The 22,820-nt window shown below is 68.0% G+C and carries 19 protein-coding genes; 12 read left to right on the forward strand and 7 right to left on the reverse strand.

Annotated elements, in window-relative coordinates:
* The first annotated feature begins 35 nt into the window (after nucleotides 1-35).
* From RU09_RS14220 to RU09_RS14255, 8 genes are all read left to right on the forward strand, one after another.
* A complete protein-coding gene (locus tag RU09_RS14220) occupies nucleotides 36-1,007 on the forward strand; it encodes a hypothetical protein (protein ID WP_042541526.1) in 972 nt (323 codons plus the stop codon).
* Entirely contained in the window at nucleotides 1,004-2,137 is a 1,134-nt protein-coding gene (locus RU09_RS14225; protein WP_042541527.1) for a hypothetical protein, read from the forward strand. Before RU09_RS14220 ends, RU09_RS14225 begins: the two co-directional genes overlap by 4 nt.
* A gap of 377 nt (nucleotides 2,138-2,514) precedes the next feature.
* Nucleotides 2,515-3,210 (forward strand): DUF1684 domain-containing protein, encoded by a 696-nt coding sequence (locus RU09_RS14230; protein ID WP_042541528.1) that lies wholly within the window; start codon nucleotides 2,515-2,517, stop codon nucleotides 3,208-3,210.
* Nucleotides 3,211-3,238: 28 nt separating this feature from the next.
* On the forward strand, nucleotides 3,239-4,732 hold the full coding sequence (locus RU09_RS14235) for an ABC transporter substrate-binding protein (protein WP_042541529.1): 1,494 nt from the start codon (nucleotides 3,239-3,241) through the stop codon (nucleotides 4,730-4,732).
* A 52-nt stretch (nucleotides 4,733-4,784) separates the two neighbouring features.
* Nucleotides 4,785-5,747, forward strand: coding sequence for an ABC transporter permease (locus RU09_RS14240; protein WP_042541530.1), 963 nt, complete (start codon nucleotides 4,785-4,787; stop codon nucleotides 5,745-5,747).
* The gene (locus RU09_RS14245; protein ID WP_042541531.1) at nucleotides 5,744-6,604 is read left to right on the forward strand and encodes an ABC transporter permease; all 861 of its coding nucleotides are present in this window, start codon (nucleotides 5,744-5,746) and stop codon (nucleotides 6,602-6,604) included. Before RU09_RS14240 ends, RU09_RS14245 begins: the two co-directional genes overlap by 4 nt.
* Nucleotides 6,601-7,398, forward strand: coding sequence for an ATP-binding cassette domain-containing protein (locus RU09_RS14250; protein ID WP_042541532.1), 798 nt, complete (start codon nucleotides 6,601-6,603; stop codon nucleotides 7,396-7,398). Before RU09_RS14245 ends, RU09_RS14250 begins: the two co-directional genes overlap by 4 nt.
* The gene (locus RU09_RS14255; protein ID WP_042541533.1) at nucleotides 7,395-8,150 is read left to right on the forward strand and encodes an ABC transporter ATP-binding protein; all 756 of its coding nucleotides are present in this window, start codon (nucleotides 7,395-7,397) and stop codon (nucleotides 8,148-8,150) included. The genes RU09_RS14250 and RU09_RS14255 overlap by 4 nt, the downstream gene beginning before the upstream one ends.
* 39 nt (nucleotides 8,151-8,189) lie before the next feature.
* On the opposite strand, the gene RU09_RS14260 is transcribed toward RU09_RS14255, so the two are convergent.
* From RU09_RS14260 to RU09_RS14280, 5 genes are all read right to left on the reverse strand, one after another.
* Nucleotides 8,190-8,591: a DUF779 domain-containing protein gene (locus RU09_RS14260; RefSeq protein ID WP_042541534.1), complete on the reverse strand. Its 402-nt coding sequence runs from the start codon at nucleotides 8,589-8,591 to the stop codon at nucleotides 8,190-8,192.
* A gap of 134 nt (nucleotides 8,592-8,725) precedes the next feature.
* Nucleotides 8,726-10,291 (reverse strand): acetaldehyde dehydrogenase ExaC, encoded by a 1,566-nt coding sequence (gene exaC, locus RU09_RS14265; protein WP_042541535.1) that lies wholly within the window; start codon nucleotides 10,289-10,291, stop codon nucleotides 8,726-8,728.
* A 212-nt stretch (nucleotides 10,292-10,503) separates the two neighbouring features.
* A complete protein-coding gene (locus RU09_RS14270) occupies nucleotides 10,504-11,829 on the reverse strand; it encodes a GAF domain-containing protein (RefSeq protein ID WP_042541536.1) in 1,326 nt (441 codons plus the stop codon).
* A 199-nt stretch (nucleotides 11,830-12,028) separates the two neighbouring features.
* Entirely contained in the window at nucleotides 12,029-13,456 is a 1,428-nt protein-coding gene (locus tag RU09_RS14275) for a CCA tRNA nucleotidyltransferase (RefSeq protein WP_042541537.1), read from the reverse strand.
* Between the two features lie 62 nt (nucleotides 13,457-13,518).
* Nucleotides 13,519-13,812: a hypothetical protein gene (locus RU09_RS14280; RefSeq protein WP_042541538.1), complete on the reverse strand. Its 294-nt coding sequence runs from the start codon at nucleotides 13,810-13,812 to the stop codon at nucleotides 13,519-13,521.
* Between the two features lie 71 nt (nucleotides 13,813-13,883).
* Between RU09_RS14280 and RU09_RS14285 the strand changes: the two genes are divergently transcribed.
* Complete coding sequence (locus RU09_RS14285) at nucleotides 13,884-15,641, forward strand: alkaline phosphatase family protein (RefSeq protein ID WP_042541539.1); 1,758 nt, start codon at nucleotides 13,884-13,886, stop codon at nucleotides 15,639-15,641.
* 20 nt (nucleotides 15,642-15,661) lie between these two features.
* Nucleotides 15,662-16,123, forward strand: a complete 462-nt coding sequence (locus RU09_RS14290) for an ASCH domain-containing protein (RefSeq protein ID WP_042541540.1) — start codon at nucleotides 15,662-15,664, stop codon at nucleotides 16,121-16,123.
* Nucleotides 16,124-16,233: 110 nt separating this feature from the next.
* Here RU09_RS14290 and RU09_RS14295 read toward each other — a convergent pair whose 3' ends face one another.
* Nucleotides 16,234-17,289 carry an LLM class flavin-dependent oxidoreductase gene (locus RU09_RS14295; RefSeq protein ID WP_042541541.1) on the reverse strand — a complete coding sequence of 352 codons (1,056 nt, stop codon included), beginning with the start codon at nucleotides 17,287-17,289 and terminating at the stop codon, nucleotides 16,234-16,236.
* A gap of 40 nt (nucleotides 17,290-17,329) precedes the next feature.
* Nucleotides 17,330-18,886, reverse strand: coding sequence for a DUF7059 domain-containing protein (locus RU09_RS14300; RefSeq protein WP_082041143.1), 1,557 nt, complete (start codon nucleotides 18,884-18,886; stop codon nucleotides 17,330-17,332).
* A 75-nt stretch (nucleotides 18,887-18,961) separates the two neighbouring features.
* Between RU09_RS14300 and RU09_RS14305 the strand changes: the two genes are divergently transcribed.
* Complete coding sequence (locus RU09_RS14305; protein WP_052492992.1) at nucleotides 18,962-21,175, forward strand: DUF6049 family protein; 2,214 nt, start codon at nucleotides 18,962-18,964, stop codon at nucleotides 21,173-21,175.
* A complete protein-coding gene (gene murJ, locus RU09_RS14310; RefSeq protein ID WP_042541542.1) occupies nucleotides 21,168-22,781 on the forward strand; it encodes a murein biosynthesis integral membrane protein MurJ in 1,614 nt (537 codons plus the stop codon). The genes RU09_RS14305 and murJ overlap by 8 nt, the downstream gene beginning before the upstream one ends.
* The last annotated feature ends 39 nt before the right edge of the window (nucleotides 22,782-22,820 follow it).

Here is a 22,820-nt window from a genome sequence, read left to right on the forward strand (position 1 = left end):
AGGTGAACCGATGCCTCGCAGGTACCGTGGGTCGCATGCAGTGGATCTCTGACACCTCGGCGGGCGACTGGCTGCGCGATCGCCTCGACGATCCGTGGAAAGCGACGATGCACGACGTCGTGCCGCACGGGTTCCCCGCGTACGCCCGCATCCTGCATCCCGCGACCGTGCGCTCTCTGCCCGACCGCCCCGTGCCCTCCTACGAGGAGTACGAGCGGATGTCGGAGGCCGAGCATCTGAGCCTGAGAGATCAGTACGTCGACGAGCCCGCGACGTGGGCGGAGACGGCATCCGCCTTCGGCACGACCCTGCACCCGTCGGCTCAGTGGCAGCGCATCGTGCGCACCCCGATCGACGGTGACTGGAACCTGCGTCTGTCACCGGACGGCCGAGAGTTCACGGGGCCGATGGAGGGCGAAGTCTCTCCGGAGATGCTCTCCGTGATCGCCGGGCACCTCACCACCCACACGACGACTCCGGATGCCGGCTTCGCGGCGCTCTGGGAAGGTCGGGGCGGTCTCGTCGGACACCTCGGCCATTCACCGTCCCGGATGTTTTTCACGTTCAACGACGAGCCGAATCACCAGGCGATGCTCGACCGCAGCATCCATGACCCTCTCAACAACGCCTTCCGCAAGCCGACGTGGCAGGAGGGCATCCTGTCACGCGAGATCTCGGAAGGACCGCGGTTCCGCCTCCCCGGGCGCGACCACGTGCTGTTCCGCGGGGCGGTCAGCGACTTCGCCCGCGCGGACTGGGTGCTCGACGTACCCTGGCGCGACCGTCCGGGCGAGGAGCACGGCTTCCCGCCGTCGGCGCAGAGCCCGACGATCCTGTGGCCGGACGACCACGCGTGGACCCTCGTGAGCGAGATCGACTACGACTCGACCATCGTCGCGGGGTCCGCCGAACTCGTCGCCGCGATCTGCGCCGACGAGCGTCTCGAGGCTTTCCCGATCCCCGAGAACGCCGACCTGACCTGGGATGCCGACGAGGTGAACCGATGACGACTCCGCGGCCCGCGTCCGCGGCGTCCTTCGACGCCGCTCCGCTCACCGAGCCGGTCGATCCGAAGGCTGTCACCGCGTTCGCCGCCGAGCTTCGAGCCCGAGGGTCCAGCGGCACGAACGGCGCGAGCATCATCGCGATCGTCGTCATCGCGCTCATGGCCATCATCGTGGTGCCTGTGGTCTTCACGACCATCGTCGGCATGGTCTCCACGCCCGGCGGATCCGGGTTCGCCATCGTTCCGCTGGTGATCTTCGGCGCCGTCGCCGTCGTGATCGCCATCGGGTCGTTCGTCGGATGGCGGCGCGCCCGCGTCACGCGCTATCGACTGCACCGGTTCGCTCAGGCGAACGGGATGTCGTACGAGGGACGAGTGACTGCCCCCGCGCTGCCGGGGATGATCTTCAGCCTCGGCGGCTCGCGCATGTCGACGGATCTCGTGCGTGGCACGACGCCTCGGTTCGTCGAGTTCGGCAATTACCAGTACACGGTGAAGCGAGGCAAGAGCTCGACCACCTACCGCTGGGGCTATGTCGCGGTGAAGCTCGACGTGCCGCTGCCCAATATCGTGCTCGACGCCAAGGGCAACAACGGATTCGGATCGAACCTGCCGGCGTCGTTCCAGCGCGAGCAGCGGCTGTCGCTCGAGGGCGACTTCGACGAGTACTTCACCCTCTACTGCCCCGAGGGATACGAGCGAGACGCGCTGTATCTGTTCAGCCCCGACATCATGGCCCGGTTCATCGACAACGCCGCCGAGCTCGACGTCGAGATCGTCGACGACTGGATGTTCCTCTACACGCAGCGCAGGGTGTCGACGCTCGACCCAGCGACCTGGGCGTGGTTGTTCGGCGCCGTCGGCGCCTTGATCACGAAGCTCGATCAATGGGAACGATGGAGAGACGAGCGTCTGCTCCTCGAGAATCAGCCGGCTGCGGCATCCGCGTCCCCGGCCGCCTCACCGCGGCCTGCAGGCGAGCGGCTTCCGTTTGCGCCACCGGCCGGCCTGCTGTCGCCGCCGCCGGGCGTCGCGCACGAAGGACGCAGACTGAAGCGCAGCTTCCCGTGGGTGCCGGTGGTCTTCATGATCGCCTTTGCGGCGTTCTGGTTCTGGTCCAGATCGTTCTGAGCGGGAGCCCCCGAGGGTGGGTTGTGGGGGTGGGTGCTGACTGGGGATCAGCGTTCCCACCCCATCCCCCCTCGGGATCAGAAGGAGATCTGACACTCCCTCCGCAGGACGGTCGAACCGTCCATACGCGCGGGTCAGCTGGGGACTGACAACTCTGCGCGTATATGAGTAATGGTATACCGGCATACGTTGCATTCCGTTGCGTCGGAGAGACTCGACCGAACCGGTCGAATCCCGCGGAATGATGCACGAAATGCGGACAGAAAGGCCCTCCGGAAGGCGGCATTCGTGCACTCTCGCGAATGCCTGTCATCGCGCATTACCTCGAGTGACGGACCCGGCCCCACCCTCTTCTGCATGCAAGAGAATGGAAGGTGATGTCTGAACGCGAAGATCACACCCAGTGGCAGGCCGAGCGCCGCGCCTCCGTCACGTCCGCGACGGGCAACCTCGCCCTGATCGAGACCCGCTGGACGGGCGAGGCGCCTGATCTGGATGCCGAGCAGCAGGCGGCATCCGACACGGTGACCGTGACGCGGATCCAGCGCACGAACATCGAGACCGGCGAGGCCGAGCACGGACTGCGTCTGTGGGATGCCGATGCACCGGCGATCCGCGCCTTCGACCGCATCGACACCTACGACTACGACCCTGCGTGGGTGCTCGAGGGCCACTTCACCCCGGTGTCCGGCGATCGCCGAGTGTCGTTCGAGCACATCCGCGACAACGGCGGCACACGCGAGCTCGTCGTCCCCGGCGACATCCACTTCGAGCTCGACGGCCGTGAATACGATCTGGCCGCCTTCGACGACGGCGGCACCCTGCTGCTCGTGTTCGGCGATGAGACGAACGGCGCCGAGTCCTATGGATCCGGCCGCTTCCTGTTCGTCGAGCTGCGCGACGACGAGGGCACCGTGGTGCTCGACTTCAACCGCGCCTTCGTGCCGCCGTGCGGGTTCAGCGCCCAGTACAACTGCCCGCTGCCGCCGGCATCCAACCGCTTCCCCCTGCCTATCCGAGCAGGCGAGAAGAACGTCGTCTTCCGCGACGGCTTCGACATCTACGCGGCGTGACGCCGCACACTCTCACCCTGGAGCACTCATGAGAAGAACCCGCATCCTCGGCGCGCTCGGCGCCGTGGCCACGCTCGCCCTCGTGGCCGGATGCGCGTCGGGCGCCACCGACGACGCCGCGAGCGAAGACGCCACGATCTTCATCGGGTCGCTGTACGAGCCCACCAACCTGAGCAACACGCAGGGCGGCGGCCAGGGCGTGACCGAGGCCCTGACCGGCAACGTCTACGAGGGCCTCTACCGCCTGACCGACGACGGCGAGGTCGAGCCGCTTCTCGCCGAAGACGCTCAGGTGTCCGACGACGGCCTCACCTACACGATCACCCTGCGCGACGACGTGACCTTCCACTCCGGTGACCCGCTGACCTCCGCCGACGTGAAATCGAGCATCGAGGCCGTCACCGCCGAGGACTCCGTGTCGGCGCGCAAGTCGAGCTTCAAGACGATCGCCGACATCGCGACCCCCGATGACCAGACCGTCGTCTTCACGCTGTCGCAGCGGTCGATCTCGTTCCTCTACAACCTCAGCTACGTCTGGGTCGTGAACGACGAGGCCGGCGACATCACCGGGTCGGAAGACGGCACCGGGCCCTACACGCTCGACGAGTGGAAGAAGGGCTCGACCCTGACGCTCGAGCGCTGGGACGACTACTGGGGCGAGCCGGCCAAGAACGCCGAGGTCGTCTACACCTACTTCACCGACGCGACCGCCGAGAACAACGCTCTGGCCACGGGCGAGATCGACGTGATCACGAGCGTGCAGAGCCCGGATTCGCTCGCGCAGTTCGACAACGACGACTACGTGATCAGCGAGGGAACCTCGACCACGAAGGAGCTGCTCGCCTTCAACGACCGCGTCGCCCCCTTCGACAACGCACTCGTGCGCAAGGCGATCTACTCGGCGATCGACACCCAGAAGCTCCTCGAGTCGATCTGGGGCGACTACGGCACGCTCATCGGCTCGATGGTGCCGCCGACCGACCCCTGGTACGAGGACCTCACCGCGGTGAACCCCTACGACGTCGAGCTGTCGAAGGATCTGCTCGCTCAGGCCGGCTACGCCGACGGCTTCACGTTCACGCTCGACACCCCGAGCTACGACCCGCACCCCGCCGTGGCGGAGTTCCTGCAGTCACAGCTCGCGGAGGTCGGCATCACGGTCGAGATCAACACGATCAGCGCCGACGAGTGGTACACGAAGGTGTTCAAGGAGCAGGACTTCGAGGCCACGCTCCAGGAGCACGTGAACGACCGTGACGTGGTCTGGTACGGCAACCCCGACTTCTACTGGGGATACAACGACGCCCAGGTGCAGCAGTGGGTCGCGGAGGCCGAGCAGGCAGCCACGACCGACGAGCAGACCGCCCTGCTGAAGCAGGTCAACGAGAAGATCGCCGAGGATGCCGCGAGCGTATGGTTGTACCTCTACCCGCAGATCGTGGTCGCCTCGAGTGACCTCAGCGGATACCCGGTCAACGGCCTGAACTCCCAGTTCTTCGCCTACGACATCGTCAAGTCCTGACGCGCGAGGGGGATGCCGCGCGTCGGCATCCCCCTCCTCATCCTGAACAGCCATGCTCGCTTATCTGATCCGCCGTCTCGCCTTCCTCGTGGTGTCGCTCGTCGTCGCGATGATCGCGATCTTCGTGCTGCTGCGCCTGCTTCCCGGCGACCCGGCGAACGCCCTGCTCTCGGTCAATGCCACTTCTGAGCAGATCGCCGCGGCCCGCGCGCAGGTCGGTTCCGACCAGCCCCTGCTGCAGCAGTTCACGACCTGGGCGGGGCAGCTGCTGCGATTCGACCTCGGTGAGTCCTTCCTGAGCTCGCGTCCGGTCGGCCCCGACATCGCCGACCGCCTCGCCGTGACCCTTCCGCTCACGCTCATCGCGTTCGCCGTCGCGCTGCTCGTCTCGCTCGTGATCGGCATCACCGCGGCTGTGAAGTCCGACCGCTGGTACGGCATCGCGCTCTCCGGTTTCGCGCAGCTCGGCGTCGCGGTTCCCGTCTTCTGGGTGGGCGTCGTGCTCGTCTGGGTCTTCGCTCTCGGACTCGGCCTGCTGCCTTCGGGCGGCTTCCCCCGAGACGACTGGGAGGATCCGGCCGATGCCCTGCGCTCGCTCGCCCTGCCGGTGATCACGATCGTGATCGTGATGAGCGCCTCTCTCAGCCGGTACGTGCGGTCGGCCACCCTCGACGTGATCGGCAGCGACTACCTGCGCACCGCCCGGGCCGGGGGTTCCGGCACTGCCGAAGCGCTTCTGCGTCACGGTGTGCGCAACGGCTCGGTGCCCGTCGTCGCGATCCTCGGAATCGAGCTGTCGACGACGCTCCTCGGCGCGGTCGTGGTGGAGAGCGTCTTCACTCTCCCCGGTCTCGGCAGCCTGCTGCTGTCGGCCATCGAGCAGCACGACTTCCAGGTCATCCAGGGCGTCCTCGTGGTCAGCACCCTCTTCGTGCTGCTCGTCGGGTTCGCCGCCGACATCGTGCAGCGCCTGATCGATCCGCGTCTGCGCACGAGCGTCTCGGGCAACCGATGAGCCGCGTCGCCGAGCAGTTGATCACCGGCTCCGTCCCCGTGCGGCGCCGACCGAAGGCGACCCTGCTGATCGGACTCGCGCTCACCGGCGTCATCGTGCTGATCGCCCTGGTCTCGCTGTTCTGGCTGCCGTACCCGCTCGCCGACACCAGTGGGAGCCGCCTCGAGGGCCCGAGCGCCCTGCACCTGCTCGGCACCGACCGTCTCGGCCGTGACCTGCTGTCGCAGCTCATGTGGGGTGCGCGGATCGCTCTGATCGTCGGCACCTGCTCTGTCGCGATCGCCGCCGTGCTCGGCACGATCGTCGGCCTGATCGCCGCCTTCTCCCGCCCCTGGGTCGACGACACGCTGTCAGCGGGGCTCGACGTCGTCATCGCGTTCCCGGTGCTGCTGCTCGCGATGCTCGTCGTCGCCGTGCAGGGCGCCTCGCTCTGGTCTGCGGTGCTCGCGATCGGTCTCGCGATGTCGGCAGTCGTCGCGCGTCTCACCCGCATCCTCTCGCGCCGTGTGCTGCAGGAGCAGTTCGTCACCGCCGCGCGCACCAGCGGCACGGGTGTTCTCGGCATCGTGATGCAGCACGTGCTGCCCAACATCGCGCCGACACTCGCCGTCAGTCTCGCGTTGCAGTTCGGTGCCGCCGTTCTCGCCGAGGCGAGCCTGTCGTACCTCGGACTCGGCGCCCCGCCGCCCAACGCCTCGTGGGGTCGGATGCTGCAGGAGGCTCAAGGCACCGTGCTCACCGCCCCGGTGGGCGCGATCGCCCCCGGCATCGCGATCATCGCCCTGGTGCTCGGAGTCAACTTCCTCGCCGACGGCCTGCGCGATCTCGCCGACCCGACCCGCAGGAGGAGCCGATGAGCATCCTCGACGTCTCAGGCCTCACCGTGCGTTCGGCATCGGGCGCGCTCGTGCGCGATGTGTCGTTCTCACTCGCACCCGGAGAGCGTCTGGGCCTGATCGGCGAATCCGGGTCGGGCAAGTCGCTCACCTCGCTCGCCGTCACCGGTCTGCTGCCGGATTCCCTCACGGTCTCGGGGTCGGTGCTGCTCGACGAGCACCAGGTGGTCGGCGCGCGGGATGCCGACCTCAGGCCTCTGCGCGGACCCGTCGCGCAGATCGTGTTCCAGGAGCCGATCACCGCGCTCGATCCGCTGATGCGCGTCGGACGACAGATCGCCGAGCCGCTGCGCCGTCATCTCGGACTGCGCGGCGCCGAGCTGCGTTCTGCGGTGGCGGCCGCCCTCGACGAGGTCTCTCTCACCGACCCGCGCATCGCGCGCGCCTACCCGCACGAGCTCTCGGGTGGTCAGCGGCAGCGGGTCGCGATCGCGATCGCCCTCGCCGCCAAGCCGCAGCTGCTCATCGCCGACGAGCCGACGACCGCTCTCGACGTGACGGTGCAGGACGCCGTGCTCGCCCTGCTCGAGCGTCTCGTCGCCGAGCGAGGCATGGCGCTGCTGTTCATCAGCCACGATCTCGCCGTCGTGTCGCGCATGGTCGATCGCATCGTGGTGCTGCGCGACGGGCTCGTCGTCGAACAGGGCGCGGTGGCACAGGTGCTGCAGAGCCCGGCGCAGCCGTACACGCGGATGCTGGTCGACAGCGCCCGCGCACTCGATGCGTTCCTCGACACCGCGGAGGGTGAGCGATGAGCCTTCTCGAACTGCGCGGCGCGGGCTTCGCCTACGGATCCCGGCGAGTGCTCGACGACATCTCGCTGAGCCTCGACGAGGGTGACACTCTCGGCCTCGTGGGCGAGTCGGGTGCCGGCAAATCGACGATCCTGCGCCTGCTGCTCGGCCTCGCCGCGCCTCGGGTGGGGCAGGTGCTGTTCGACGGCGAGCCTCTGTCGCTGCGCGATCGCGCGCAGATGCGTCGCTTCCGCGCGAGCGTGCAGCCCGTGTTCCAAGACCCGTATTCGTCGCTCGACCCCCGTCAGCGCATCGACCGCATCATCGGCGAGTCGCTTCGGTCACTGCGCCTGGCATCCGGTGCCGACGCCCAGCGCCGCATCGCCGAATCCCTCGAGTCGGTCGGCCTTCCCGCCGACACCGCGCACCGCTATCCCCATGAATTCTCGGGCGGACAGCGTCAGCGCATCGCCATCGCACGGGCCGTCGTCTCCCGTCCGCGGGTTCTGCTCGCCGATGAGCCCGTGAGCGCGCTCGACGTCACCACCCGGGTGCAGGTGCTCGAACTGCTCGACCGCCTGCGCCGCGAGAACGGCCTGTCGCTCGTGATGGTGTCGCACGACCTCACGGCCATCGCCTCGGCGTGCGACCGGACGGTCGTGCTGCAGAACGGTCGCGTGGTCGAGCAGGGTGCCACGGCATCCGTACTGCATGCCCCGCAGGATCCGTACACGCGGGCGCTGGTCGACGCCGTTCCGCGCCTCCCCCGCTGAGCGCCGCCGGCGGCGTGACGTGGCATCAGTCCGCGGTCGTCAACCCGCCGAACCCGCCAGCCCGAAGTACTCCAGCTCCGCGTCGTTCAGCATCCGGGAGCGGATCAGGAACCGCATTCCCGTCGGTCCCTCGACCGAGAACCCCGCGCCACGCCCCGGCACGACGTCGATCGTGAGGTGCGTGTACTTCCAGTACTCGAACTGCGACTCCGACATGAAGACCTCGACCGGGGCGTCCAACGCCACGTCGAGTGCGCCCAGCAGCACATCGCCCGGACCTGTGATGAACATGCCCACGGGGTAGCACATGGGCGACGATCCGTCGCAGCATCCGCCCGACTGGTGGAACATCAGCGGGCCATGCTGCGCGCTGAGGTCGCGGATGAGGGATGCCGCGGCATCCGTCACGTCGACCCGCTGATAGGTGCCGATGCTCACCATGATTCCTACCTTTCGTCAGCTCCCGGTCGTTGAGCGAGGACGGCGAAGCCGACCGAGACGAAACGCGGCGAGCGGCTCAGCGCGTTTCGTCTCGGGGCTTCGCTCCTCGCTCAATTACCGGAGGCGGGCTTCGCTCAGAAGAAGCCCATCGGGCCCTCCGCATACGAGACCAGGAGGTTCTTGGTCTGCTGGTAGTGGTCGAGCATCATCTTGTGGTTCTCGCGCCCGACGCCCGACTGCTTGTATCCACCGAACGCTGCGTGCGCCGGGTACTGGTGATACGTGTTGGTCCAGACGCGACCGGCCTCGATCGCACGCCCCGCACGATATGCCGTGTCACCGCTGCGGCTCCAGACTCCGGCGCCCAGACCGTAGAGCGTGTCGTTGGCGATCGAGATCGCATCGTCGAAGTTGTCGAACGAGGTGACCGACAGCACCGGCCCGAAGATCTCCTCCTGGAAGATGCGCATGTCGTTCGTGCCCTCGAACACGGTGGGAGCGACGTAGTACCCGTCGCTGAGGTCGCCGCCGAGGTCGACGCGATCGCCTCCCGTGAGCAGCCGCGCGCCGCCCTGCTTTCCGATGTCGATGTAGCTGAGGATCTTCTCCAGCTGGTCGTTCGACGCCTGCGCGCCGATCATCGTGGCCGGGTCGAGCGGGTTGCCCTGGATCACCTTGCCGACGCGCTCGAGTCCGTCGGCGAGGAACCCGTCGTAGATCGACCGCTGGATCAATGCGCGCGACGGGCACGTGCAGACCTCGCCCTGATTCAGCGCGAACATCGTGAAGCCCTCGAGCGCCTTGTCGTAGAACGGGTCGGCGGTGTCGCGCGCGACATCCTCGAAGAAGACGTTCGGGCTCTTGCCTCCGAGTTCGAGGGTGACCGGGATCAGGTTCTGCGACGCGTACTGCATGATCAGGCGCCCCGTCGTGGTCTCACCCGTGAAGGCGACCTTGCGGATGCGCTTGTGCTGCGCGAGCGGTGCACCCGCCTCGATGCCGAAGCCGTTGACGATGTTCACGACACCGGCCGGCAGCAGGTCTCCGATGATGTCGAAGAGGAAGAGCAGGGATGCCGGGGTCTGCTCCGCGGGCTTGATGACCACGCAGTTGCCTGCGGCGAGCGCCGGCGCGAGCTTCCACACCGCCATCAGGATCGGGAAGTTCCACGGGATGATCTGGCCGACCACTCCGAGGGGCTCGTGGAAGTGATACGCGACGGTGTTCTCGTCGAGCTGGCTGATGCCGCCCTCCTGCGCACGGAGCACGCCGGCGAAGTACCGGAAGTGGTCGACTGCGAGGGGGATGTCGGCCGCGAGCGTCTCGCGCACGGGCTTGCCGTTCTCCCAGGTCTCGGCGACGGCGATCTCCTCGAGGTGCTGCTCGATGCGATCGGCGACCCTGTTGAGGATCACCGATCGTTCAGCCGGGCTGGTCTTGCCCCAGCTCGCGAACGCCTTCCACGCGACGTCGACCGCGCGGTCGATGTCTTCGACTGTTCCGCGGCCCACCTCGGTGAAGGGCTTGCCGTTGACCGGACTGACGTTGTCGAAGAACTGCCCTTTGACCGGGTCCACGAACTCGCCGCCGATGTAATGGCCGTATCGGGGCCGGTAGGTCGCGATGGCGCCCTGCTGACCGGGAGCGGCGTAGGCGGACGACGCGGATGCGGTGGACACGTCTTCTTCGACGATGGTCATCGGTGACTCCTTCGACGGGCCGCGGCTCCGATGCCGTGCGGCTGTGATCCGACGGTAGGTCGCCGCACGTTGCGTCCCGATGCGCAACGTTGCGAACGGTTGCGGGGCGGGCATGGCGGCATCCGTCGAACGGCTGATACTTCCCCGGATGGCGGGTATGCCGTCGGCGTGTGGGCGGCCGGGCGGGGATCCGTCAGCCGGATGACCCCGGGTCAGCGATCTTCGATGCGTTCGATGCGCGCGACGAGTCCGGCGCGCTTCGGAGACCGGGCCGGCAGCATCTCGAGAGCGAGACGCAGCGCCGCGGCATCCCCCTGCCCTTCCGGAATCTCGGCGTATTCCAACAGAACGTCGAGACTCGCCTCCGACAGCATCGTCTCGCGCAGCGCCGCTCTCACCGACTCACGGAACTCCTCCACACCCGGCGAGGTCGACTCGGGAAGCACAGGGCCGCGATAGGCGGTGAGGGCGACACGATGTGCGCCTCGGTCGAGCAGCGAGAGCACGTCGTGCGCATCGGTCTCGAGCGGCACCGTCAGTCGGTAGGGCCGGGACTCCGGAACGAGGCTGGGCGCGTGCTTCTCGAGAACCTTGCGCAGGCGCACCATCTCAGGACGCAGCGTGTCGGCAGACGCTTCGGGTCCGTACACGAGTTCGCTCAGTCGCTCGGCAGACAGGCCCTGGCGGTTCACTGCGAGCATGAGCAGGATCGCGGCATGTCGGGCGCTCAGCTCGATCATCGACTCCTCGAGCTCGGTCTCGGTCTCGAGACGCGCTCTGTCTCGCCCGAGCACGTGCAGGGTCGCGCGGGTCGTGGGCTTGGCGCGCGACGAGAACGTCGCGGGGCGTGGGGCCTCGCTGCGCGCCCGAAGCCGCGCCACCATCAGCTCGGACTCGACGGCGCGCGCCGTGGCGTCGACCAGCAACCGCGCCTGGGTCGAGACGACCTCGTCACCACCCGTGACATCGATCACTCCGAGCACCCGCCGCGTCTCGGGGTCGCGGACCGGTGCCGCGGTGCACGACCACGGATGCACCAGCCGGTTGTAGTGCTCGGCCCCGCGGATCTGCACCGACTGATCGAGGGTGAGAGCCGTGCCCGGTGCCGTCGTGCCGACGGCGTTCTCTGCCCAGTTCGCGCCGGCGACGAATCCCATGCCCTCGGTGAGCGACTGCAGTTGGCGGTCGCCTTCGATCCACAGCAGCCGACCGGCCTGATCGCCCACGGCGACGACGACCCCCGCCTCCTCGGGGGTGCCGGGCAGGAGCAGCGCGCGGATCATGTCCATGGCGGATGCGAGCGGATGCGCGAGTCGATAGGCCTCGAGCTCCTCGGTCACCAGCTCGATCCGCGGCGCCTCCTCGGGCCCGACCCGGCCTCGCCACGACCGCACCCACGACTCACGGACGAGAGGACGCACCTGCTGCAGTCGATGATCTTCGAGGTTGCCGGCGATCAGCTCTTCATGCGCGCGCTCGATCAGGAGACGAGAGGCCTCAGGAGGGCCATCACGTGACACCTGCCACGACACAACCACGGCGTCTCCATTCGTCGTCGGTGGAGCGTTACCTCAGTGTAGGAGCCGGATGCCGCGGGCGGTACCCGCGATATTCCGGTTGCGCACTCAGATCCACGCGCAGGTGAATGCTCGGATCACGGATGCAGGGTGACATGCGTGTTCTGGGCATGCACCTGCCGTACGGGCATCCCCAGGTGTGCCCGCCCGCGGAGCGAGCTCAGGCCCGGGCGGCCCACCATTCGCGAAGGCGCTGCTCAGCGGCATCCGTTCCGATGACACCCTCGTCGAGGCGCAGCTCGAGCAGGAATCGGTATGCCTCGCCGACCTCGCGGCCGGGCGCGATGCCGAGGATGCTCTGGATCTGGTTGCCGTCGAGCTCCGGGCGGATGGAGTCGAGCTCCTCCTGCTCGCGCAACGCGGCGATGCGCGACTCGATGTCGTCGTAGGCCGAGGCGAGCCGCCCTGCCTTGCGCTTGTTCCGCGTGGTGACGTCGGCGCGAGTGAGGATGTGCAGGCGTTCGAGCTGGTCGCCCGCATCGCGCACGTAGCGGCGCACCGCGGCATCCGTCCAGGCGCCCTCGGCGTAGCCGAAGAACCGCAGATGCAGTTCGATCAGCTTCGACACGGCCTCGGTCGTGTCCGTGTCGAACCGCAGCGCTTGCAGACGCTTGCGCGCCATTCTCGCCCCGACCACGTCGTGGTGGTGGAAGGTGACGACGCCGCCGTCTTCGAGCTTGCGAGTGCGGGGCTTGCCGATGTCGTGCAGAAGCGCGGCGATGCGCAGTGCGACGTCAGGTTCAGCCCCGGGGTTGCGCGACTGCTCGAGCGAGATCGCCTGGTTGAGCACCGTGAGCGAGTGCTCGTAGACGTCCTTGTGGTGGTGGTGCTCGTCGACCTCGAGCCGCAGAGCGCTCACCTCGGGCAGGAACTCCTCGATCAGACCTGTCTCGACGAGCACGCGGATGCCGCGCACGGGGTCGTCGGTCTGCATGAGCCGCACGAGCTCCGACTGGATGCGCTCCGGGCTCACGATCTCGAGAGTCGCTCGCAGCTGAGTGATCGCGTCGAACGTGTCGTCGTCGATGCGGAAGCCGAGCTGAGCGCTGAAGCGCGCGGCGCGCAGCATCCGCAGCGGGTCGTCGCCGAACGACACGTGAGGGCTCGCCGGCGTGCGCAGGACACCTGCGATGAGGTCTTCGACTCCCCCGGTCGGGTCCACGAGCTTCACAGCCGGCACGAGCAGCGCCATCGCGTTGACGGTGAAGTCGCGTCGGTGCAGGTCGGCCTCGATCGTGTCGCCGAACTCGACGGTCGGCTTGCGGGTCACGCCGTCATAGCTGTCGGCCCGGTACGTCGTGACCTCGACCTGTTCGCCCTGCACACGCGCGCCGATGGTGCCGAATGCGCGGCCGATGTCCCACTGGGCGGTCGAGATCGGCTTGACGATGCGCAGGATGTCGTCCGGCATCGCGTTCGTCGTGAAGTCGAGGTCGTGCGTCGGCCTGCCGATCAGCGCGTCACGCACGGGTCCGCCGACCACGGCGAGGTCGAAGCCCGCTGCCTCGAACGCCCCGGCGAGGGTGCGGACGACCGGGTTCTCGGCGAGCGCGCCGAGACGGACGAGGCCGTCAGCCATATTGAGCATGGGTTCCAGCGTACCGGGGTGCGGGTGTCATCCGTCGGCGGCTGGTGTGTCCGGGCAGGGTGTCAGAACAAGGGGTTCTCGCCCTTGGCCTGCGCGACCGCGCGAGCTCTCGCCTGCACCAGCCGCATGAGGAGCATGCTCATCAGGAACCCGCCGATCACCGCGACGGCGACGATGAACCAGATCCCGATCTCGGGATCGATGAGCTCGAAGCCGTAGATCGCGACAGCGAGGAGCAGCAGCACCGGACCCTCGATCAGCGCGAACGTGACGAACAGCCGCGTCTGACGGCGACCGAAATCGGCAGTGACCGCCCGGACGCGCGCCTCGATCGAGGACTCTCCTGCGTAGCTCATGCCCCCCACCGTAGCGGCGCCGCGTTCCGCATCCCGTGCGACGACACCCTCCGCGTCCTAGGATCGGCATCGTGACCGGAGAACAGAGCGAGTCCCCCACCGCGCCTGAGCCCTCCCGGCGAGGATTCCTCAAGATGGGCGGCGCCGCACTGGCCGGCGCCGTGATCGGCGGCGCCGGAGGTGCGGCGATCGGTGTGAACGTCGCGAATCAGCGAAAGGGCTTCGCCTCCGACCCCGATCCGTTCGCCGCTCTGACTCCGCGCAGCGAACCCGGCTTCGACCACCTCGTCGTGGTGATGGGCGAGAACCGGTCGTTCGACAACCTGCTGGGCTATCTGTACTCGAAGGAGACGCTTCCGAAAGGCGAGAAGTTCGAGGGTCTCGCGTTCGGCACGCACAGCAACACCGCGGCCGACGGCACGGTCGTCGACGCACACGTCTACACCGGAGACACCGACCGGATCATGAGCCTGCCCGACCCCGACCCGGGCGAGGAGTATCCGCACGTCAACACGCAGATCTTCGGCACGGTCGACCCGAAGGACAACGCCGACCTGTTCGTCGATCAGATGTCGGCCCCGTTCAACGCACCGACGCACGGCGAGAAGGCGACGATGTCGGGGTTCCTCGAGGACTACATCATCAACTTCCGCCGCCTGCGCAAGGGCGTCGAGCCCAAGCCCGAGGAGGCCGCGCACATCATGGGCTCCTTCTCCCCTGAGATGCTGCCCGTGCTGTCGACGCTCGCCTCCGAGTTCGCGGTGTTCGACCACTGGTATGCCGGGGTGCCGTCGCAGACGTTCTGCAACCGGTCGTTCTTCCACGCGTCGACCTCGCATGGCTTCGTCACCAACCAGGCGGGCGGCGGCTACCGCAAGTGGCTCGACGCCCCTGCGGCGCCGACGGTGTTCAATCGGCTCGAAGACGAGAAGGTCAGCTGGAAGATCTACATCGACAAGCTCCAGCTGGTGTCGTTCACGGGGATGCTGCACGCCGCAGTGCTCGAGAAGTACTGGCGCACCGAGCACTTCGGCACGATGGAGGACTTCTACGCAGAGGCGAAGAACGGCACCCTGCCGGCATACGCGTTCATCGAACCGCGCATGGTCTACGACCACAACGACTTCCACCCGCCGTTCGGGTCGCCTCGCGAGAGTGTCGTCGACGGCGAGCCCGTCTACGACAGCGCGATCTCCGATGTCCGGGCCGGAGACCGTCTGATCCACGACATCTACGAGGCGGTGCGCACCAGCGCGTCGCCCCAGGGCTCGAACGCGGTCAACACCCTGCTGCTCATCACCTTCGACGAGCACGGCGGGTGCTACGACCATGTGCCTCCCCCCTCGGCGACGAAGCCGACGAAAGACACCGGGGCGGGCGAGATGGGTTTCACGTTCGATCGACTCGGATGCCGTGTGCCGGCGATCGCGGTGTCGGCGTACACGCGTCGAGGAACCATCGTCCACGACGAGATGCACCACGGGTCGGTCACGGCCACCCTCTCGCGCCTGCACGGCCTGAAGCCGCTCAACGACCGCGACCAGTCGGCCAACACGCTCTTCGCCGCCGTGAACCTCGACCAGCCCCGGCATCCCGCCGACTGGCCCGTCACGACACCCGCCTACACGCCGCCGAACCCCGAGCGTGCGGAGCCGAAGCCCGGTGACCCCACCGAGATGAAACCGCTCACCCCGCCTGCCCGAGGTCTGCTCGGTCTGCTGATCGCCAAGTACGGCAAGCCGGGCGAACCCGAGCCCGAGACCTTCGCCGACGCCTACCGGCTGCTGCACGAGCACGGCGAGGAGCTGTTCGGCCCCGCCGCCAAGTAGCACGGCAATAGGCTTGCCGCATGACCGACAGTGCCGCGCTCACCGCCTTCTGGAACCATGTCCGCGCAGAGAATCCTGCGCTTCCGGAGCAGACGCCCGGCGCCTGGGCCTTCGGCGCGACGCCCGACCATGCCGATTCTCTGCTCGCGCTCGTCCTCGCCGGCGTGAAGACCGGCACCGCCTCCTCGCAGTGGGACTACGACGAGACGGGTGACCCCGAGCCGTACGTCGGAGAGCTGAGCATCATCCTCGACGGATCCGGCGCTCCGCGCGCCGTGCTCGAGACGACCGCGGTCCGCACTGTGCCCTTCGACGAGGTCACCGACGAGCACGCGCACGCGGAAGGAGAGGGAGACCGCACCCTCACCTACTGGCGCGAATCGCACGAGCGGTACTGGCGCGCCCACTCCGAGAACCCCCGGGGATTCGAGGCCGACATGCCGATCATCTGCGAGCGCTTTCGCGTCGTCCACCCCGCCTGACCGACGCCTCCGCACCGCAGAGCACGGTCAGCCCGGAATCCGCGGTCCGCGACAAGGAAAGGGCGGACGCTGTCAGCATCCGCCCTTTCGTCGCCCGAGCCGACAGGTCGTCAGACCGGATCGCCCTGCACAGGCCCTTCGGTGTTCGGCTTCCAGCCGAGAGCCGGAGCGACGTGCGTCGCGAACGACTCGAGCACGTGGAGGTTGTAGGCGGGCCCCAACTGGTTCGGGATCGTCAGCAGCAGTGTGTCAGCCGACATGACCGCCTCGTCGGCCAGGAGCTGCTGGATGAGCACGTCCGGCTCGGCCGCATACGTCTTGCCGAACGTCGAGCGGAAGCCGTCGATGATGCCGATCTGGTCGGCGTTCTCCTCGCTGCGCAGCCCGAAGTAGGCCCTGTCCATGTCGGAGACCAACGGGAAGACGCTGCGACTGACCGAGACTCGCGGTGCACCGGTGTGCCCTGCCTCTTTGTAGGCGGCGCGGAAGAGGTCGATCTGCTCGCGCTGAAGCTGATGGAAAGGCACGCCCGTCGCCTCGGTGAGAAGCGTGGAGCTCATCATGTTCAGGCCCTTGCGCCCGGTCTCCTCAGCCGTGGCCCGTGACCCGGAGCCCCACCAGATGTGGTCGCGCAGAGTCGGCGACTGCGGCTCGATCGCGAGATAGCGCCCGGCGCCGACCATGCGGGGGTCGCCGGGGGCGAGACCCTCACCGTCGATGGCACGGAGGAAGAGATCGAACTTCTCACGCGCGATCACGCTGCCCCGCTCGGGGTCTTCCTCGTCGTGGAAGCCGAAGGTCTCATAGCCGCGCAGAGCCGTCTCGGGTGACCCCCGGCTCACGCCGAGCGCGATGCGCCCGTCGGCGATCAGGTCGAGGGCAGCGGCCTCTTCGGCGAACTGGAAGGGGTTCTCGTACCGCATGTCGATCACGCCGGTGCCGACCTCGATGCGCTTCGTGCGCGCGGCCATGGCCGACAGCAGCGGCATGGGCGAGGCGGCCTGCCGTGCCCAGTGGTGAACGCGCACCGAGGCGCCGTTCACGCCGATCTCGTCTGCACCCTCCGCGATCTCGATGGTCTGCTTCAGCATGTCTCCCGCGGTGCGGGTCGCCGAACCGGGCACGTCTGCATAGTGCCCGAAAGAGAGGAATCCGAAAGCCTTCATGGTGTATTCGAACGCATAGATAGGGTGCGGTATTCCGTCATCACTCCCCCGGAACCAGCAGGCCGTCGAGCACGAGCTGCCGAATGCGGGGTTCGAGGTCGGCCCACAGCTCGACCAGCGGCACCTCGAACAGGTCGGCGAGGGCCGAGACGATCTGCACGACGGTGAGGTCGCCGTCGCACGCTCCGACGAAACCGGCGAGCGCGGGATCGACCGTGATCGTGCGGGCGAATCCCCCGCCCTGTCGGAGTTCGATGATGCTCGGGTCGTCGTTGCCGGGGAGCAGATGGCGTGCCTCGGTGACGTCGGGAGCGACGAGCAGCGTGGCGGGCAGTCCGGTCGCGAGCACATCGTGTGCGGCGAGGCCCGCGCGCAGTGCGGCGCCCACATTCGAGACGGGTTGCGTCACGCGCTCGAGACGGCGCAGCGGGACACCGTCGGCGGCCGGTCTGCGCACCAGGATGTAGCCGAATCCGACCGCGGTGACGCCTCGGGCGGTGAAGTCGTCGAGCCACGCCGTGAGGAGCGGAGTGAACGCGGCATCCCGCGGCGTCGTGCCCCCATCCCTGATCCACAGTTCTGCGTATCCGAGCGGCGAGAGCTCTTCACGCTGGATCACCCACAGGTCGAGGTCGCCGGGAACCCAGGAAGAGAGGCGGTCGAGACCGGAACGCCCGGTCAACGCCACCTGACCCCCGCGTGACTCCCAGTTGCCGAGCAGCTGCGCCACACCCCCAGGAGTCAGGAAGGACGGAACCGCGCGCAGGAACTGCTCGACGAGGGCGTCGCCGACGAGACCTCCGTCGCGGTACTCGTATTCGGGCACGCCCTCTGCGCGCGGGGTGATCACGAAGGGCGGGTTCGAGACGATCAGGTCGAACGCCTCCCCCTCCACCGGGTCGAACATGCTGCCCAGGCGGAACTCGATGTTCGTGACGCCGTTCAGCTGGGCGTTCAACTCGGCATAGGCGAGGGCACGCGCCGAGATGTCGGTGGCCACGACCGAGCCTGCGTGGCGAGCGACCAGAAGTGCCTGGATGCCGCACCCTGTGCCCAGATCGAGAGCGCGGTCGACCTCGATCGGCATGATGATCTCGGCGAGGGTGCGCGAGGCTCCGCCGACGCCGAGAACGTGATCCGCCGGAAGCGCGCCGTCGAGCGCCACCTCATCCAGATCGCTGGCGATCCACCATTCACCGAACCCATCCGAGTCGACGAACGACTGCGGCCGCAGAAGCGAGGTGGGAACCACGTCGCTCCCCTCGATGCGTGCGAGACCGAGAGCGGCGAGGCCGTCGGCGCCGAGTCTCGGCAGAGCCGCGGTCACCGCGGCGAGCGGCTGCGGCATTCCGAGCACCAGCAGCCTGCCGAGCGTGGCGAGCACACCGCCGTCACCGGCGATCGAGCGCAGGATCGGCTCACGCATGCCTCTGGCCAGCGCGTCGTCCTCCTCTTCTCCCCACAGTCGGCGAAGAGGCTCCGAACGCAGATCCGCGTCGTCGAGATCCGCGGCGAGCGCGGTGCTGCGGAGCGGATCGGGCGTGGGGGCGAGGGTGTCGGACACGGCCGTCACTCTACGCGTCTTCAGGGTTCTCATTCAGCCAGCCGCCTAGAATCACAAGGTCAGCACTCACGAGCAGCCTGGGATCCCCGGCGTTCGAGGAAGACCTTCATGACCGCGACCACCCCCGAGAACGGCCTCCGCACGCGCCTGCACCGCCTGGCACGCGGATCCGTCATCTCGGCGATCGTTCTCGGCCTGGCCGGCGCGGGGGCCGGCAGCGCGTTCGCCGCCACCGATGCCGAGTCCGAGGGCTCGTCGATCGATCTGCTCGTCTCTGCCGGTGTCCGCGGCACGGTCGCTCCTGGGGCCGCGACGACGGCCTCGATCACCGTGCAGAACGACTCCCGGACCGAGCTCTCGTCCGGTCGCGTCACCGTGGAGCTCAACCGCACCCCCCTCACCGACGAGGCCGCCGTCTCGACATGGCTCGACGAGGCAGACGCCACGGGCGGCTTCGAACAGCTCGGCTCTGAGACGACTGCGCCCGTCGACGCCGAGGGATCCGTGACCTCGAGCCTCTTCCTGCCGCCCGAGGTTCTGGGCGACCTCGCCCCCGGCGTCTACCCGTTGCGAGCGACCCTCAGCGGAGCACAGACCGATGCTCAGGACGATGCGCGATCGGTGACGTCGACAACGGTGCTCGTCGTGACCGCCGCCGCGAACCCTCCCATCGCCGTGATGGTGCCGATCACGGCCACGCCCGACAACGGTGCCCTCCTGACCGCAGACGAACTCAGTGCCCTCACCGCCCCCGACGGCGCACTCACCGCGGCCGTCGAAGGAGTTCGCGGAACCTCGGCGATCCTGGCGATCGACCCGGCGATTCCTGCCGCCATCCGGGTGCTCGGCTCCTCCGCGCCGCAGAGCGCCCGCGAGTGGCTGCGCCTTCTCGACGCATTGCCCAACGAGCGCTTCGCTCTGCAGTTCGCCGATGCCGACGTCACCACGCAGGCTCAGGCTGGCCTTCCCACGCTCCTGCAGCCCACGACGCTCGCGCCGTTCCTCAACCCGAGCAACTTCACCGAGCCCGCAGACGAGACTCCCACCCCCACCCCCACCGCGACTGCTGAGCCGACTCCGGCCTCGGTACCGACAGAGGGCGCTGTGCCGTCAGAAGGCACTGCGCCGACGCCGGCGCCGACACCGAGTGACGAACCGACGTCGCCGCCCACCGATGGCCCTGTGCTGCCCGATGATGCCGGACTCACCGCCATCGAGGGAACGACCCCGGGAATCCTGTGGCCGCGCAGCGATGTGTCCGCCGCCGACCTCGACGTCTTCTCGACGTATATGAGCGACGGCGCGGTCACGGTCCTGTCGTCGTCGGCCATCGAAGGCGCCGTCGGTGCGCACGCCGGTGTGGATGGGCGCAGCGTGCTGGTCACCTCGGCTGCAGCATCCGATGCCCTGTCGCAGGCCGCAGGGGAAGACGACACCGCCGCGCGTCAGCAGTGGCTCGCCGAGGCGAGCGCCCACATCTCCATGACGGGCCAGTCGAACCCGACCGCACCGCTCCTGATCGGACTCGACCGCGACGAGACGCGCACGGCCGAGGCGCTCAGAGAGGCCGTCGCGTCGGTCGACTCCCTCGGATTCGGTCTCGCCGAGGTGCTGGCAGTCCCGGAGACTCCGGCGACGCTCTCGACCGATCCCGATCAGGCTCGTGCGACGGCTCTGCAGCGGATGCTCGAGAGCGAGATCGTGCTCGGCGATTTCTCCACGATCCTCGACGACAGTCAGCTGCTGCTGAGCCCCAAGCGCATCCAGATCATGCGGGCGACTGCGGTCGGCCTCACGGAGAAGGGATTCGACGACGCCGTCTCCGACGTGAACATCGCGACGACAGAGACCCTGAACGCCGTCGACATCCCTCCGGCAAGCACCATCCAGCTGCTCTCCGCCAACGCCGACCTGCCGTTCTCGGTGCGCAACGATCTGCCGTGGCCGGTGAACATCCAGCTCAGCGTCAAGCCGAGCGACCCGCGTCTCGACGTGCAGTCGGTGACGCCGTGGACGATCCAGCCCGGAACCACCACGAGGGTCAAGGTCCCCGTATCGGCCCGTGTCGGTAGCGGCGAGGTCACCCTGACGCTGTCGCTCTCGAGCCCCACCGGCGTGCCCATCAGTCAGCCGGAGAGCGTCCGCGTCTCGGTGCGGGCCGAATGGGAGGCGATCGGTCTCGGAGTCTTCGGCGGCCTCATCGTGCTGCTTCTCGGTCTCGGCATCATCCGCACCGTCCGACGTCGGCGCCGCGAGGCCGTCGCTGAGAACGAACAGGAGACGACATCCGAGTCCGATGCCGTCGAGGAGATGAATGAGTAGTCTCGGGCGCGCCAGCGCCGTCATCGCGGCCGGCACCATGGTCTCTCGGGTGACGGGCCTCCTCCGAAGCATCGTGCTCGTCGGAGTACTCGGATCCATCTCTCAGGCTGCCGACGCCTTCACGGTGGCGAATCAGCTCCCCAACAGCGTCTTTCAACTGATCTCCGTCGGCGTGCTGACGGCTGTCATCGTGCCTCAGATCGTCAAGGCCACCGCAAAGCCCGATGGCGGCGGCGCCTTCATCTCGAAGATGTTCACGCTGGGCGTGGTGGTGCTCCTCGTCTGTACGGCGATCGCGATGATCGCCGCCCCCGGACTCGTCGCCCTCGCGACGTCCGACAAGCAGCAGGAGCTGCGCGCACTGGCGACGGCGCTCGCGTATTGGTGTCTCCCACAGATCCTCTTCTACGGCATCTATGCGCTCCTCGGCGAGACACTCAATGCGCGTCGCATCTTCGGCCCGTTCACGTGGGCGCCCGTCATCAACAACGTCGTGTCGATCGCCGGCTTCCTGGCGCTCGGTGCCCTGTTCGGCAACGTGCCTACGAGAGCCGCCGCCTGGACGCCCGAGATGACCGCGATGCTCGGAGGCACGGCCACCCTGGGCATCATGCTGCAGGCGCTGGTTCTGCTCGTCTTCTGGCGGCGCACCGGCCTCTCGCTCCGCCCGGACTTCCGCTGGCGAGGCGCGGGCCTCGGCACTGTGGGACGACTGGCCGGGTGGACCCTGCTGATGGCTCTCGCCGGCATCGCGGCGGGGTTCTTCCAGACCAGCATCGCTACGACGGTGTCGGGCACCGACGCTTCGACCACGGTGATGGCGAACGCATGGCTCGTCTTCATGCTCCCGTACTCCGTGATCGTGCTCTCGATCGGCACCCCGTACTTCACTCAGATCAGCGAGCATGCGGCGGCCGGTCGGGACGACGAGGTGCGTGCCGACATCAGCCGCAGCATCCGCACCCTGGTGTTCTTCATCATCGCCGCGATCGCCGCGGTCGCAGCGGCCGCTCTTCCCGCATCCCGGGTGTTCACGCGTTCCATAGACGAGACGTTCCAGGCAGCCCCGGTGCTGATCGCGTACCTCATCGGACTGCTGCCCCTGACGATCCTGTTCATCGTGCAGCGGACGTTCTACGCCTACGACGACACCCGTACGCCTTTCTGGTTCACGATCTTCCAGTGCACGCTCGTCGTCGGCACGGCCCTACTCGCGTCATTCCTCTACACCGCCGATGTTCTCCCCGCGAGCCTGCTCGCCGCAGCAGTCGCCCTCGGCCAGTCCATCGCGAGCACGGCGCAGACGCTGCTCGCGATCTGGTTGCTGCACCGCAAGATCGGCGGGCTGCAGATCGCGTCGTGGATGCTGTCCATCGGCCGGTTCGCTCTCGCGGCGATCCCGGCGGGAGCCGCCGGCTGGGGCGTGTTCCTCCTCATGGGCGGTGACGACGGCTGGACACTCCGGAGTCAGCTCTTCGGTGCCCTGGGCACCTGCATCATCGGCATCGCCGTCGTGGCGGTCTACATCGGCATCCTGGCCCTGCTGCGTGCCCCCGAGCTCAAGGTCGCGGGCTCCATGCTGCGGCGGTTCCTGCCAGGTCGCTGACCGCTCCTCGCGTGGGAATGTCGCGCGGCTACCATTGGT

It is taken from the genome of Microbacterium sp. MEJ108Y, from assembly GCF_000834175.1.
In the GTDB taxonomy this organism is placed as follows: domain Bacteria; phylum Actinomycetota; class Actinomycetes; order Actinomycetales; family Microbacteriaceae; genus Microbacterium; species Microbacterium forte.